This window comes from Streptomyces sp. NPDC006923 (genome assembly GCF_040635655.1).
Taxonomy (GTDB): domain Bacteria; phylum Actinomycetota; class Actinomycetes; order Streptomycetales; family Streptomycetaceae; genus Streptomyces.
On sequence record NZ_JBEYIF010000041.1, the window covers coordinates 1 to 14,642 of the forward strand.

At 71.7% G+C, this 14,642-nt stretch carries 11 protein-coding genes; 2 read left to right on the top strand and 9 right to left on the bottom strand.

All coding sequences use genetic code 11. The features are described 5' to 3' along the window. The 5 genes from ABZ707_RS32855 to ABZ707_RS32875 form a co-directional block, all read right to left on the bottom strand. Window positions 1-96, bottom strand: a 96-nt coding sequence (locus ABZ707_RS32855; protein ID WP_360182446.1) for a hypothetical protein, incomplete at its 3' end; no start/stop codon positions are given. A 115-nt stretch (window positions 97-211) separates the two neighbouring features. Continuing rightward, the gene (ilvN, locus tag ABZ707_RS32860) at window positions 212-736 is read right to left on the bottom strand and encodes an acetolactate synthase small subunit (protein WP_319680671.1); all 525 of its coding nucleotides are present in this window, start codon (window positions 734-736) and stop codon (window positions 212-214) included. Window positions 737-787: 51 nt separating this feature from the next. Continuing rightward, window positions 788-2,653, bottom strand: a complete 1,866-nt coding sequence (locus ABZ707_RS32865) for an acetolactate synthase large subunit (protein ID WP_360182425.1) — start codon at window positions 2,651-2,653, stop codon at window positions 788-790. 208 nt (window positions 2,654-2,861) lie between these two features. Further along, a complete protein-coding gene (locus tag ABZ707_RS32870) occupies window positions 2,862-5,720 on the bottom strand; it encodes an EAL domain-containing protein (protein ID WP_360182449.1) in 2,859 nt (952 codons plus the stop codon). 314 nt (window positions 5,721-6,034) lie between these two features. Further along, on the bottom strand, window positions 6,035-6,985 hold the full coding sequence (locus tag ABZ707_RS32875; protein WP_360182428.1) for a 2-hydroxyacid dehydrogenase: 951 nt from the start codon (window positions 6,983-6,985) through the stop codon (window positions 6,035-6,037). A 73-nt stretch (window positions 6,986-7,058) separates the two neighbouring features. Between ABZ707_RS32875 and ABZ707_RS32880 the strand changes: the two genes are divergently transcribed. Both ABZ707_RS32880 and ABZ707_RS32885 read left to right on the top strand, forming a co-directional pair. Beyond that, window positions 7,059-8,054: an aldo/keto reductase gene (locus tag ABZ707_RS32880; RefSeq protein WP_360182431.1), complete on the top strand. Its 996-nt coding sequence runs from the start codon at window positions 7,059-7,061 to the stop codon at window positions 8,052-8,054. A 194-nt stretch (window positions 8,055-8,248) separates the two neighbouring features. After that, window positions 8,249-9,409 carry a PQQ-dependent sugar dehydrogenase gene (locus tag ABZ707_RS32885; RefSeq protein WP_360182434.1) on the top strand — a complete coding sequence of 387 codons (1,161 nt, stop codon included), beginning with the start codon at window positions 8,249-8,251 and terminating at the stop codon, window positions 9,407-9,409. 56 nt (window positions 9,410-9,465) lie between these two features. Here the strand turns inward: ABZ707_RS32885 and ABZ707_RS32890 are convergent, their stop codons facing one another. The 4 genes from ABZ707_RS32890 to ABZ707_RS32905 all read right to left on the bottom strand — a co-directional run bounded on the left by ABZ707_RS32890 (window position 9,466) and on the right by ABZ707_RS32905 (window position 14,342). Further along, entirely contained in the window at window positions 9,466-12,516 is a 3,051-nt protein-coding gene (locus tag ABZ707_RS32890) for an AAA family ATPase (RefSeq protein WP_360182452.1), read from the bottom strand. A gap of 100 nt (window positions 12,517-12,616) precedes the next feature. Continuing rightward, window positions 12,617-12,805 (bottom strand): hypothetical protein, encoded by a 189-nt coding sequence (locus ABZ707_RS32895; protein ID WP_360182437.1) that lies wholly within the window; start codon window positions 12,803-12,805, stop codon window positions 12,617-12,619. Between the two features lie 226 nt (window positions 12,806-13,031). After that, the gene (locus ABZ707_RS32900; protein WP_360182440.1) at window positions 13,032-13,703 is read right to left on the bottom strand and encodes a hypothetical protein; all 672 of its coding nucleotides are present in this window, start codon (window positions 13,701-13,703) and stop codon (window positions 13,032-13,034) included. 78 nt (window positions 13,704-13,781) lie between these two features. Then, the gene (locus tag ABZ707_RS32905; RefSeq protein ID WP_360182443.1) at window positions 13,782-14,342 is read right to left on the bottom strand and encodes a GNAT family protein; all 561 of its coding nucleotides are present in this window, start codon (window positions 14,340-14,342) and stop codon (window positions 13,782-13,784) included. Window positions 14,343-14,642 lie beyond the last annotated feature (300 nt).

Consider the following 14,642-nt stretch of genomic DNA (forward strand, 5'->3'; position numbering starts at 1 on the left):
GTGGGCATGGCCCTGGCTGCCATAGCCGATGACCGCGACCTTGCGGTTCTGGATGATGGACAGGTCGGCATCGTCGTCATAGAACAGCTCGGCCACTGGGTCTCTCCTTGTGTGCATGTCGTGAGGTGTTGCGGCTTGCTTCCCACCGTACGGCGGGCGGGGTGGAGCGGGTTTCCCGGTCTCGGCATGCGAGCCGACCGGGCAGGACGGGTCACGCGCTGCGGTCGAGTGCCCGCAGACTGCGGTCCGTGATGGACCGCGCGCCACGTCCTATGGCGATCGTCCCCGACTGCACGAGCTCCTTGATGCCGAACTGCTCCAGCATCTTGAGCATCGCGTCGAGCTTGTCGGTCGATCCGGTGGCCTCGATCGTGACGGCCTCGGGTGAGACGTCGACGGTCTTGGCGCGGAAGAGCTGGACGATCTCGACGATCTGGGAGCGCGTCTCGTTGTCGGCGCGGACCTTGACCAGGACGAGCTCGCGCTGGATCGCGGCGCCGGGCTCGAGTTCGACGATCTTCAGGACATTGACCAGCTTGTTGAGCTGCTTCGTGACCTGTTCCAGCGGCAGTTCCTCGACATTGACCACGATGGTGATGCGGGAGATGTCGGGGTGTTCGGTGACACCGACGGCGAGGGAGTCGATGTTGAAGCCGCGGCGGGAGAACAGCGCGGCGATCCGGGCGAGGATGCCGGGCGTGTTCTCCACCAGGACGGAGAGTGTGTGCTTGGACATGTGTCGGTCTCTCTCGGTCTCTTCTCTCGGACTCTCGGCTCGGTCGTCTTCTCAGTCGTCTTCGTTGTCGCCGAAGTCGGGGCGGACGCCGAGGGCGGCCATGACCTCGTCGTTGGAGGTGCCGGCGGCGACCATCGGCCACACCTGGGCGTCCTCGTGGACGATGAAGTCGACGACCACGGGACGGTCGTTGATGGCGTTCGCCTTGGCGATCACGGCGTCCAGTTCGTCCGGGGACTCACAGCGCATCGCGACACAGCCCATGGCCTCGGACAGCTTCACGAAGTCCGGGATCCGGGTGCCGCCGCTCGGGGCGCCCTCCTCGCCCTGCCCCGCGTGCAGCACGGTGTTGGAGTACCGCTCGTTGTAGAAGAGGGTCTGCCACTGCCGCACCATGCCCAGCGCACCGTTGTTGATGATCGCGACCTTGATCGGGATGTTGTTGAGCGCGCAGGTGGTGAGCTCCTGGTTCGTCATCTGGAAGCAGCCGTCACCGTCGATCGCCCAGACCGTGCGGCCGGGCTGTCCGGCCTTGGCGCCCATCGCGGCCGGGACGGCGTACCCCATGGTCCCGGCGCCGCCGGAGTTCAGCCAGGTGGCGGGCTTCTCGTACTCGATGAAGTGGGCGGCCCACATCTGGTGCTGGCCCACGCCCGCCGCGTAGATGGTGTCCTCCGGCGCGAGCTGGCCGATGCGCTGGATGACCTGCTGCGGCGACAGGCTGCCGTTCGCGGGCTGCTCGTATCCGAGGGGGTAGGTCTCGCGCCAGCGGTTGAGGTCCTTCCACCAGGCCGCGTACTGCGTCCGGGCGGCCTCTCCCACGGTGCCCTCGGTGTGTTCGGCCTGGACGGCCTGGACCAGGTCGGCGAGGACCTCCCGGGCGTCGCCCACGATCGGCACGTCGGCGGCGCGGTTCTTGCCGATCTCGGCCGGGTCGATGTCCGCGTGGACGATCTTGGCGTACGGCGCGAAGCTGTCCAGCTTTCCGGTGACCCGGTCGTCGAACCGGGCTCCGAGGGCGACGATCAGGTCGGCCTTCTGCAGCGCGGTGACGGCGGTGACCGAACCGTGCATGCCCGGCATTCCCACATGCAGCGGGTGGCTGTCGGGGAAGGATCCCAGCGCCATCAGGGTGGTGGTGACGGGGACGCCGGTCAGCTCCGCGAGGACCTTCAGCTCGGCGGTCGCGCCGGCCTTGATGACACCGCCGCCGACATACAGCACGGGACGCCTGGCCTGTGTGATCAGCTTGGCGGCCTCGCGGATCTGCTTGGCGTGCGGCTTGGTGACCGGGCGGTAGCCGGGCAGGTCCTGGACGGGCGGCCAGCTGAAGGTCGTACGGGCCTGGAGGGCGTCCTTCGCGATGTCGACCAGGACGGGACCGGGCCGTCCTGTGGAGGCGATGTGGAAGGCCTCCGCGATCGTCCTGGGGATGTCCTCGGCCTTGGTGACCAGGAAGTTGTGCTTGGTGATCGGCATCGTGATGCCGCAGATGTCCGCCTCCTGGAAGGCGTCCGTACCGATCGCCTTGCTGGCCACCTGGCCGGTGATCGCGACCAGCGGCACCGAGTCCATGTGCGCGTCGGCGATGGGGGTGACCAGATTGGTGGCACCGGGGCCGGAGGTCGCCATGCAGACGCCCACCTTGCCGGTGGCCTGGGCGTAGCCGGTGGCCGCGTGTCCCGCGCCCTGCTCGTGGCGGACGAGGACGTGGCGGACCCGGGTGGAGTCCATCATCGGGTCGTAGGCGGGAAGGATGGCGCCGCCGGGGATGCCGAAGACCGTGTCGGCCCCTACTTCCTCGAGCGAACGGATGAGGGACTGCGCACCCGTGACGTGCTCAACGGTTGCGGAGGACGGTCCGCCGTTACGGGCCCGCGGCTGCGGATGGTGGGCCCCGGTGGCCTGCTCGGTCATCGGCATTCTCTTCTCGAAGCTGAAGTTTTGTGAGGGTTTGGGGTGTTCCGATGCAACAAAAAACCCCTCGTGCCGTGAGGCAAGCGAGGGGAGCGCGTCGGTGCGGTCTGCGGAGCCGGTACTGGGCTCTGCTTCAGCCGACGCGCTGTCCAAGTACGAGAATTCGGGTGCGCATGGCCTTGACCCTCCCTCCGGCGCGCCATGGCTGTCAAGTGGGTGGGACAGGCGTCTCATTATTTGAGCGGATCGATGGACGGGAGATCCGGTCGGCGACCGGCGGACGGGAGTGCCTCACGGGCAGCACACCTCCGGAGAGAACGGGCAGGACTGTCTCGCCCGGCAGCGGGTACTCGCCACGCGCCAGGGCGCGGCGCAGCCGGTATTCGTCGAGCGGCCCGGAGAAGGCCATCCCCTGGGCGTGGGTGCATCCCATGGCACGCAGCGCGAGCACCTGTTCCGGGAGGTCCACGCCGTCGGCCACGGACTGCATGCCGAGATCGCAGGCGATGCGGAGCAGCCCCGCGGTGATCTTGTTCAGCCGGGCGGACTCCACCACGCCCTCCACCAGACCGCGGTCCAGTTTCAGTACGTCGATGGGGAGCCGGCGCAGCGTGCTGATCGCCGCGTATCCGCTGCCGAAGCCGTCGAGCGCGATCCGTACGCCCAGCCGGCGCAGCGCGCCCAGGCGGTGTTCCAGCTCGTCGAGGGAACCACGCGGGTCGCTGTCGGCCAGCTCGATCATCAGGGATCCCGAGGGCAGCCCGTGCCGGGTCAGCAGCGCCTCGACGGAGCCCAGCGGCAGGGACCTGTCGAGCAGCCCGCGGGCGGGGAGCCGTACGCACACCGGGACCGGAGGGTGGCCGAGCCCGGTGCGCTCCGCGGCCTGCTCGACGGCTTCTTCGAGGAGCCGGCGGCCGATGTCCGAGGTACGGGGGCTGTCGTCGCCGGCCCGCAGGAACTCGGCGGGGGTGAAGAGGATGCCCTGGGAGGACCGCCAGCGGGCCTGCGCGGCGACGGCGCTGACCCGGCCGGTGGTGAGGTGCACCACCGGCTGGTGGAGGAGGACGAATTCGCCTTCGTGCGGCAGGGTGCGCGGCCGTCCGGCCGGCTCGCTCCTGCGGACGACGTCGGCCTGCATCTCCGGCGAGTACAGCTCGACGCGGTTCTTGCCGGCCGCCTTGGCGCGGTACATGGCGAGGTCGGCGTTGCGCATCAGATCGGTGGGGGTCGTGCCGGGCTCGGCGAAGGCCACGCCGATGGAGGCGGCGACCCGGACATCGTTGCCGTCGATGCGGTAGGGCTGGGAGAGCGTGAGACGGAGCCGGTCGGCGATCTCCCGGACCTGGTATTCGCGGGCCGTCCTGCCCGCAGCGCCGTCGCCGAGGACGATGGCCGCGAATTCGTCGCCACCGAGCCGGGCCGCCGTGTCACCGGCCCGGACCGAGTCCTGGAGCCGGTGTGCGGCCAGCACCAGGAGTTCGTCCCCGACCTGGTGGCCCAGGCGGTCGTTGACGGCCTTGAAGCCGTCCAGGTCGATGAAGAGCACCGCCGTGCCCGCGTCGGTCGCACGGCGGCCGGAGAGGGCCTGCCGGACGCGCTCGGTGAACAGCGACCGGTTGGGCAGGTCGGTGAGCGGGTCGTGCTCGGCGTTGTGCTGCAACTGGGCCTGGAGACGGACCCGTTCGGTGACATCGCGGCTGTTGAAGATCAGCCCGCCCTGATGGCGGTTGACGGTGGACTCCACATTGAGCCAGTCGCCGGTGCCGGACCGGAAGCGGCATTCGATCCGGGTCGTGGGCTCCTCCGCGGTGGGCGCGGCCAGAAACCGTCTTACCTCGTGGACGACCCGGCCGAGGTCCTCCGGGTGGATGATCGAGGCCAGCTCGGCGCCGACGAGATCCTCGGCCTCGCGCCCGTAGACACCGGACGCGGCGGGGCTGACGTAGCGGAGTATCCCCGAGGGGGCGGCGATCATGATCACATCGCTGGATCCCTGCACCAGGGAGCGGAAGTGGTTCTCCTTCTGGGCCAGCTCATGGGTGAGCGCGATGTTGTCGACGAGCATGATGCCCTGCCGTACGACCAGGGCGAGCACGACCGTGGAGCCGGTGAGGACCACCACCCGGTCGACCCGGCGCCCGTCGACGACGTTGTAGAGGATGCCGAGCGTGCAGACGGCCGCGGCGAGGTACGGGGTGAGCGCGGCGAGGGAGCCCGCGATCGGGCGGCTGGAGTGGCGGGCCGGGCGCGGGCTCGGGGCGCTCTCCACCGGGCGGCGCACGCCCCAGGGCGCGTAGGCGAGGAGCAGCGATCCCGCGAACCAGCCGGCGTCCAGAAGCTGTCCCGAGCGATAGCTCTCGCGCAGCAGCGGGGAGGTGAACAGGGCGTCGCACAGCACCGTCAGCGCGAGCGCCGCGATGGCGGTGTTGACGGCGGAGCGGCTGCCCGTGGCCCGCCGGAAGTGCAGCGCGAGAACCATGCTGACGAGGACGATGTCCAGCAGGGGATAGGCGAGGGAGAGCGCGGCCTGGGTCACGCTCTCGCCCTGGAACTGCGCGGTCCGCGCGAGGGCGAGGCTCCAGGACAGGGTGAGCAGCGAACCGCCGATCAGCCAGGAGTCCAGCGCGAGACAGACCCAGCCGGCCCTGCTGACCGGGCGCTTGGCGAGCACGAGCAGCCCCACGATGGCGGGCGGCGCGAAGCAGAGGAAGAAGAGGTCGGCCAGGGAGGGGCTGGGCACGGGCCGCTCCAGCACGACCTCGTACCACCCCCAGACGGCGTTTCCGCCGGAGGCCATCGCCGAGGAGAACGAGAACAGCAGCCAGGCGGGCCGGACGCGGCTGCCGACGCCCCGCCCGTATCCGTAGCAGAAGCAGGAGACGGCGGCGATCAGCGCGGCGAGGCTCAGCCCGAAGTCGCCCATGAACAGGGCCAGTTTCTCCGAGCCCCAGCCCAGGGCAGCGCCGGCCGCGTAGCCCCCGCAGACCAGGGCGAGGAACAACTGGCCGATCAGCCCCGCGCTGCCGGCCGTCGGCCGACGGCCGAGGAGCACACCCTCGGCGCTCACCGGACTGCCCCGGCGAGTGTCGCTGTCACCGCCGAGCGGCCCGGTCCGCACAAGGAAACGTCCGGAGGTCGCCTCAGGCGTCCCCGCCGTGCCGGATCCCTGGTCCATCGGCCGTACATCGCCCGTCGCCCCCCTCGGATTCAGATCACTCCCAGACGCCGCTCCAGGCGCGACGCGGCCCCAGATCGGGACGATACACCAGTCTCGTCACTCAGGGACATAGTTCTTCTACTCTCTGTGACGAGCAGATACGGTGCGGACCGTGCGGGTACCGGGCCCGGCGCGGAGGGGACCACGGCCGGCCGGGCGACCGGTCATCCCGCGGCTTCTCCGGTGACGAGGACGGTGTTCCGGGGCTCGTCCCCGGCGGCGAACAGGGTGAGCTGTCCGGCCAGCAGACGCTTGGCGCGCGGCAGGAAGGCCGACGTGGAGCCGCCGACGTGGGGGCTGATGAGGACACCCGGAGCATGCCAGAGGGGATGGCCGGCGGGCAGTGGTTCCGGGTCGGTGACATCCAGCGCGGCCGTGATCCGGCCGCTCTTCAGCTCCGCGAGAAGCGCCTCGGTGTCCGCGACGGCGCCCCGGGCGACATTCACGAACAGCGCCCCGTCCTTCATCCGGGCCAGGAATGCGGCGTCCGCCAGGCCCTTTGTCTCCTCCGTGAGCGGGGTCGACAGAACGACGACATCGGCCTCGGGAAGCAGCGCGGGGAGATCGGTGAACGCGTGGACCTCGCCGCGCACCGTGGTGCGGGCGGAGCGCGCGACGCGTACCACCCGCGCGCATTCGAATGGCGCGAGCCGGTCCTCGATGGCGGCGCCGATCGATCCGTATCCGACGATCAGTACGGACTTGTCGGCGAGCGCCGGATAGAAACCGGACCGCCACTCCTCCCGCTCCTGGCCGCGCACGAAACCGGGAACGCCGCGCAGGGAGGCGAGTATCAGGGCCAGGGCGAGTTCGGCGGTGCTGGCCTCGTGGACGCCCTTGGCATTGCACAGGCGCACGCCGGCGGACAGGGCGCCGAGTCCCGGTGCCACATGGTCGGTGCCCGCCGAGAGGGTCTGTACGACGCGTACCGATGTCATCGCGGAGAGCGGCCGGACGGCGACCTCCACGCCTTTCATGTAGGGGACGACATAGAAGGCACAGTCGGCGGGGTCTCCCGGGAAGTCCCGGCCACCGTCCCAGAAGAGGTAATGGAGGCCCTCGGGGAGCCCTTCGATCTCGTCGGCCGGAATCGGGAGCCATACATCTGCGGTCATGGTCAGGAGGCTATGCGAAGCGCGCCGGACCGATGAGGTTAGCTTGAGGGCGGCACGAGGAGGGGTACGGCAGTTGGAGCGCAGGACAATCGGTGCGGCGGCGCTCGAAGTGGGCGCGATCGGACTCGGCTGTATGCCGATGCACTGGGCCTACACCGGCTCGCAGCAGCGCGGGGACAGCTCACTGCGTACGGTGCACGCGGCGCTCGACGCCGGTACGAGCCTGCTGGACACGGCCGACATGTACGGCCCGTTCACCAATGAACTGCTGCTCGGACGGGTGCTCGGGCAGCGGCGCGCGGACGCCTTCGTCTCCACCAAGTGCGGGCTGCTCGTCGGCGACCAGCACATTGTCGCCAATGGCAGCCCCAGCTATGTGCGGCGGGCCTGCGACGCCTCCCTGCGACGGCTGGGGACGGATGTCATCGACCTCTACCAGCTCCACCGGGCCGATCCCGAGATACCGGTCGAGGAGACCTGGGGGGCGATGGCGGAGCTGGTGAGCGCGGGCAAGGTGCGGGCTCTCGGGCTGTGCGCCGTGGGCGCCCGGGCGTCCCGGCGCCGGGCGGGGGCGCATCTGCACGAGTCGACGATCCGGCAGTTGGAGCGGGTGCAGCAGGTCTTTCCGGTGAGCGCGGTGGAGGCGGAGCTGTCGGTGTGGTCGCCGGAGGCGCTGGATCGGCTGCTGCCGTGGTGCGAGGCGCGCGGCATCGGTTTTCTGGCGGCGATGCCCCTGGGCAACGGTTTCCTGACGGGCACGCTCACCCCCGGGCAGGGTTTCGAACCGGACGACGTACGGGCGCGGCATCCGCGTTTCACGGCGGAGATCATGGCGGCGAACCAGCCGCTGGTGGCCGGGCTGCGGCGGGTCGCGGAGCGGCACGGCGCGACACCGGCGCAGGTGGCGCTGGCCTGGGTGCTGGGCAGGGGCCGCCATGTGGTGCCGGTGCCCGGGGCGAAACGGGAGCGCTGGGCGGTGGAGAACGCCGCTGCGGCGGAGCTGGAACTGACGGCGCGGGACCTGGCCGAGATAGCGGCGCTGCCGCCGGTGCGGGAGTCCTGGGAGTGAGCCGCCGTAAGTCCGGCCGTGGCGCCGGGCGGACGCGGCGGAACGTTTTGCGGGCTGATCGGCCGGACTGACCGACCGGACACGACCGGACACGACCTGACAGATCGGCCGGACTGATCGGCGGTAAGTGGGAACCCGGGACGGGGCGGCGGTGTAAGAACAGGAGAAACGCAGCCGTCGAAGGGATCGGAACCGTGCAACGTACAGCAGTGACGGCCGGATGGGCCGCTGCCGCTCTTCTGGTGGTCGCCGGATGCTCCTCCGGCGGCGGGGCCGGTCAGGAGCCCGGCCGGGGCGCCGCGTCGAGCCCGGCCGCCTCGCCGTCCGGGGGCGGATCGCCAAGCCCGTCTGCGCCGCCGGCGAAGGGGTCGGTGAAGGTGGTGTCGACCCTCACCGAGGGGCTCAACTCCCCCTGGGGCCTGGCCGCCCTGCCGGACGGCGATCCGCTGGTCTCCTCGCGCGACGAGGGGACGATCACCCGTGTCGACACGGACGGCGGGAGGAAGACCGTCATCGGCGAGGTGCCGGGGGTCGCCGCCGCGGGTGAGGGCGGTCTGCTGGGGATCGCCCTTTCCCCCTCGTTCGCCTCCGACCACCTTGTGTATGCCTACTTCACCACCGAGTCGGACAACCGCATCGCCCGTATGTCCTACGACGAGAGGAAACCGGTCGGGCAACAGCTCGGGGCACCGGACACGGTGCTGCGGGGCATCCCGAAGGGCACCATCCACAATGGCGGGCGGATCGCCTTCGGCCCGGACAAAATGCTGTACGCGGGCACGGGGGAAACGGCCGAACGCGGTCTCGCCCAGGACAAGAAGTCACTGGCCGGCAAGATTCTCCGAATGACTGCGGACGGGCAGCCCGTGCACGGGAATCCCGACGCGGATTCGGTGGTCTATTCACTGGGCCACCGCAATGTACAGGGACTGGCCTGGGACTCCGAGAACAGGCTGTGGGCGTCGGAGTTCGGACAGGACAACTGGGACGAGCTGAATCTGATCGAGCCCGGCAAGAATTACGGCTGGCCGGTGGTCGAGGGAAAGGCCGGCAGGGCCGGCTATGTCGACCCGGTGGCCCAGTGGAAGACGAGTGAGGCGTCACCGAGCGGTATCGCGTATGCGGAGGGCTCGATCTGGATGGCGTCACTGCGCGGCGAGCGGCTGTGGCGCATTCCGCTGGCCGGACGGAAACTGGCGGCCGCTCCCCAGGCGTTCCTGCGGGAGGAGTACGGCCGCCTGCGTACGGTGATTTCGGTGGGCGGCGACCAGGTGTGGCTGATGACCAGCAATACCGACGGCCGGGGCGCGCCCGAGCCGGGGGACGACAGGATCCTCCGGCTGGAGGTCGCGTAACGACCCGGGACAGGGCCGCGCGAACGGACCCGGTCCCCCGCCGGCCGCCGGCGTCCTCAGACGCGGGAACGGCCGGCGTCCTCCGGCGAGTCCGGGAAGAGCCGGAGGCGGTGGGCCAGGGCCGCGGCCTCGGTGCGCCCCGAGACACCCAGCTTGGCCAGGATGTGGGAGACATGGACGCTGGCGGTCTTGGGCGAGATGTACAGCTCCTCGGCGATCCGGCGGTTGCTGCGACCGGCCGCGACCAGCCGCAGGACCTCCTGTTCGCGTGGGGTCAGGCCCAGTGAGCGGGCCGGGGCGAGACCGGGGTCGGGAGCGCCGCTCCCGCCGGAGGCCGGTCCGAGGCTGATTCTCGCGCGGCCGGCCAGCAGCGCGGTCTGTTCGGCCAGGGGACGGGCGCCGAGCCGGGTGGCCGCCGCGTGGGCCAGGGCGAGCGGGCCGGCGGCTTCGGAGCGGTCGACGCCGGAGTCGAGCAGCGCGGCCGCCCAGCGGTGGCGGGCCCGCGCCAGCTCATAGGGCCGGTCGACCGCCTCGAAGGCGGTGACGGCGCGCGCCCAGAGTTCCGGGGCCGGGCGGCCCTCGGCACGGGCCAGTTCCGCGTCGAGTACGCGGGCGTGCGCACCCCAGACGGGGACCAGCGCGGGCAGCCGCTTGGCGTGGGTGCGCACGGCGGCGAGAACACCGGCCCGGCCGGGATCCTCACCGCGCGCCTCCCGGCCGTCCGCCTCCATCGCCGCCGCGGCACACAGCAGCGGCAGCGCGTACCGCTGGGTGCCGGGCGGGAAGCCCCGCGCGGTGATCCGCTGGAACTCGGCCCTCGCCTCGGCCCGCAGGCCGCGCCGCGCGGCGACGGCCATCGCCAGCCCGGCCGGTGAGATGGAGTGCTGCGGCTGAGGATCATGGGTGCCGAAGAAGCCCCGGGCCAGCTCCACCTGGCTCTCCGCCTCGTCGAGGTCGCCCCGGGCGAGGGCCAGTTCGGCACGGCGTACTGCGAGCAGGCCGCGCGCCTTCCGGGACTGGGCGATCCCCGCCGCCTCGTCGAGGACGGTGTCCGCCTCGGTCCAGCGTCCCAGCGAGTAGAGGGACTGGGCCTTGGTGGCGCGGACCCCCGCCTCCAGGGTGGCGAGGCCGCGCTGATGGCAGACGGCGATGCCGTGGTCCGCGGCGGCGATCGCCTCCCGGGAGCGGCCCACCCCCTCCAGCATGGACGGCAGATGCGTACTGGCGCTGCCCATGATCCCGACGGCGCCCAGCTCGTCGGCGCGGTCGCGCACCGCGTACATCTCGGCGAGCCCGCCCTCGACGTCGCCCGCGTCGGCGGTGAGCCGGCCCCGGGTGAGCCGGGCGTGCAGCTCGATGTACTCGGCGCCGACCAGCCTGGCGTAGCGCACCGCGCGGTCCGCGGCGGCCAGGCTCTCCGGCCCCGGGCGGTGCAGGGCGCCCCAGGAGGCGATATTGACCAGGACGTCGGCGTGGACGGCGGACGGCGGCAGTCCCCGGACCAGTTCCTCGGCGGTGGCCAGCTCCTGCCAGCCGTCGCCCCGGGTGAGGTCCTGCGTCAGCCGGGAGCGCTGGGTCCAGAACCACGCGGCGCGCAGCGGGTCGTGATCCCTCTCCAGGACCCGCATGGCCTTCTTGGAGATCGCCAGGGCACGCTCGCGGTCACCACCGAAACGCGCGGCGACGGTCGCCTCCGCCATCAGATCGAGGTAGCGCAGCGGCGCGGCTCCCGGGTCGCCGCCGCACGGCGGATAGACCTCGGCGTCGTCGGGCGGCCGCAGGGTGTCCCTGACCTCCTGGGGAGCGTCGTCCCACAGCTCCATCGCCCGTTCCAGCAGCCGCAGTTGCTCGGAGTGGGCATAGCGTTCCCGCGCCTCGACGGAGGCGCGCAGCACCACGGGAAGGGCCTTCGCCGCGTCGTGCGCGCTGTACCAGTAGCTGGCGAGCCGGGTGGTGCGCTCGTCGGCGCGGACGAGCGAGGGATCGGCCTCCAGGGCTTCGGCGTAGCGGCGGTTGAGGCGGGAGCGTTCGCCGGGGAGCAGATCGTCGCTGACCGCCTCGCGCACCAGCGAGTGGCGGAAGCGGTAGCCGTCCCCGTCCGCCGTGGGCGTGAGGATATTGGCGCCCACGGCGGCCCGCAGCGCCTCGATCAGCTCGTCCTCGGCCAGCCGCGCGACGGTCAGCAGCAGCCGGTATTCGACGGTGGTGCCGCCCTCGGCGACGATCCTGGCGACCCGTCCGGCGGCCTCGGGCAGCGCCTCCACCCGTACGAGCAGCAGGTCGCGCAGGGAGTCCCTGAGTCCTGTGGCACAGCCGGCCTCGATGGAGCAGACCAGTTCCTCGACGAAGAAGGCGTTGCCGTCGGACCGTTCGAAGATCTGCGCGAGCAGGTCCGGTTCGGGTTCCGCGGCGAGGAGGCCGGTCAGTTGGTGCCGTACCTCGGCGCGGCTGAAGCGGGACAGCTCGATGCGCCGGACCGACCGCAGCCGGTCCAGTTCCGCGAGGAGGGGCCGCAGGGGGTGACGGCGGTGGATGTCGTCCGCGCGGTAGGTGGCGATCACCACGAGCCGGCCGCGGCGCAGCGAGCGGAGGAGGTAGGCGAGGAGATGGCGGGTGGAGGCGTCCGCCCAGTGCAGATCCTCCAGGACGAGTACGACCGTACGGTCCGCCGCCAGCCGCTCCAGCAGCCGGCCGGTGAGTTCGAAGAGCCGGGCGGTACCGTGTTCGCCCAGCGCGCCCCGGTCCGACCGTCCCAGCTCGGGCAGGATCCGGGCCAGTTCGTCCTCCTGGCCCTCGGAGGCCGCGACGAGTTCCTCGGGCAACTGGCGGCGCAGTGAACGCAGCGCGGTGGAAAAGGGCGCGAACGGCAGCCCGTCCGCGCCGATCTCGACGCAACCGCCGACCGCCACGACGGCCTTCCCGGCGCACGCCACGTCGCACAGTTCCTCGATGAGCCGGGTCTTGCCGACCCCGGCCTCACCGCCGATGAGCAGGGCCTGCGGCTCGCCCGCTGTGGCGCGGGCGAGCGCTTCGGTGAGTGCGGTGAGCTCGCGGGTCCTGCCGACGAACACCGGGCTGAGGGACCTGGTTTCCACAGGGCCGAGCATCGCACAGCCGTCCGGCGGCGCGGCGCCCGTGGTGTCGGTGGCCCCCGAGGTGGCGGCTCGGGTCGCGGCGGTGCCCGCGCGGGGTGGGAGCGGCACCGGCTCAGGCCGCGCGGTCGAACGGCACCCGCAGCGGATGCGCCCGCCGCTCGGTGTCGTCGTTCCGGCCGCTCCGCCGGGCCTCACGGCGGACCTGCCGGCGGGCCCGGCGGATCTCGCGGAGGAGCCGCCGCCTGTCGGCCTCGCGGAGCAGTTCGGCCGTCCTGAGCTGCTGGAGTTCATGAGCGAACATCGGGTGTCCCCTGGTGACGAAGGTGTGCTGGCATCGTGTGATGCCTTCACCCTCGTCTCCCGGGGGATGCCGCCGCATCGGGCACGTGCCGCATCTTCCCGGGTCCCGGTGCCTCAGAAAACGGGGTGCCACCTGCCTATGGCCCTGGCAACCGGAGCGCGGCCTGAGGCATGTCACGCAGGCGCCCCGGCCGCGTACGGATCGAGCGGTTCGGGGAGAAGCCGGTTCAGGCCGCGACGCTCGGCAGCGCCACAAAGAGGTCGAAATACATGCCGATGGAGACCAGCAGCCCCAGGAAACCGAGGATGGCTCCGGCCAGGGCGGCGGGGCGCACCCATCCCGTGCGCTGCGGCAGGGCGAGGACGATCACGCCGATGAGCAGTGCCAGCAGTGCCACCACGCCATTGACCGCGGCGGTGGCGTGCCAGGGGTCGCCGTAGATCTCGGAGATCTGCTGCGCGGCGGTGGGCGACTGGCCGATCTTGATCTGTCCCACGAGGTTCTCGCGCTCGGACACCACGCGGCTGGTCCAGGTGCCGGTGAGCGCGACGATGCCGAGGCAGACCGCGACGATGGACGCGGCTGCGGCGCCGAGCCCGGACGAGCGGTGCGCCGCGGCGACGTCAAGATCGTCTTCGTCGGCGTTGTCGTCGGCGGCGTTGTCGTCGGCGTCGTTGTCGTCGGCGGCGGCGGTGCTGTCGGCATCACCGTCGGCGGCGGCATCCACGCCCGCTGCGTCCGCGTGGTGCTCGGCGTCGGTGCCGGCCGCTGACCCGGCCGTGGTCCTGGCCTCGGCCGTCGTCTCGGCCCTGGTCTCGTCCGCCGGCCGAATCGCCTCGGACGTGGGGGTCTCGGCCGTCTCCGGCTCGGGGGTCTGGGTCTTGGGGGTCGGGTTCATACGGCGCACGCTAGGGGCCCCGTCTGAGAACTTCCTGAGAACGCCTCGCGCGGCGCTCCCGGCACACCGCCCCGGCGCTCAGCCCTCGGCGCGCGGCCGCTTGCGCCACTCGGGCGCCAGGACCGACCAGATCTCGGTGTCCTGGCGTACGCCCCGGTACGGATAGTTCTCCCGCAGCACCCCGTCACGGGTCATGCCGAGCCGCTGGGCGACCCTGACGCTGGGGAGGTTGGCGGACGAGACCAGCCACTCCACCCGGTGGATCCCGCGCTCCTCCACCGCCCAGTCGATCAGCACCTCGGCGGCGCGTGTGACCAGCCCCCGGCCCGTGGCGGCCGGCTCCAGCCAGCAGCCGACCTCACAGGTTCCGTGGACCGCGTTGAACTTGGGGAAGAGCACTCCCCCGACCAGCGTGGCGTCCTGCCAGATCCCGTAGATCCGCGCGGTGTCGGCCGCCTGCTTCTCCGCGTACGAGGTGAGCAGCGCCCGCGCGGCCGGGAGGTCGGGGACGAGCTGCGCGAGCGGGATGTGTTCGTCCACCAGGTCCCGGGCGCGGTCCATATGGGCCAGGAACTCCTCGGCCCGCCACGGCTCCAGCGGGCGCAGTTCCGCCCCGTCACCCAGCGCTGTCGCGAACATCGGGCTCCCTCCACGCGATCGGTGCCGGAATCCTCGCACGCGCGCCGGAGGCGCCGTCATACCGGTCCCGGGCCCGCCGGCCGGGAGGGGCGCGGCCACCGGGGAGCACGGCGGCGCCCGGGCGCCGTGCGCGGCGCGCGGACGCCCCGGTAAGCCCGGCGGGGCAGGCGCGGCGGCGCGCGGGGGCCCCGGCGGGGGGTTGTTGTGGGGCGGGGGGTCCGGCAGGTGGGGTTCGTGGGGGGGCAGCTGCAGTAACTGGAGCGGAGGTGGGGCGCTGATTGCCGACTGGGTAACACCAGC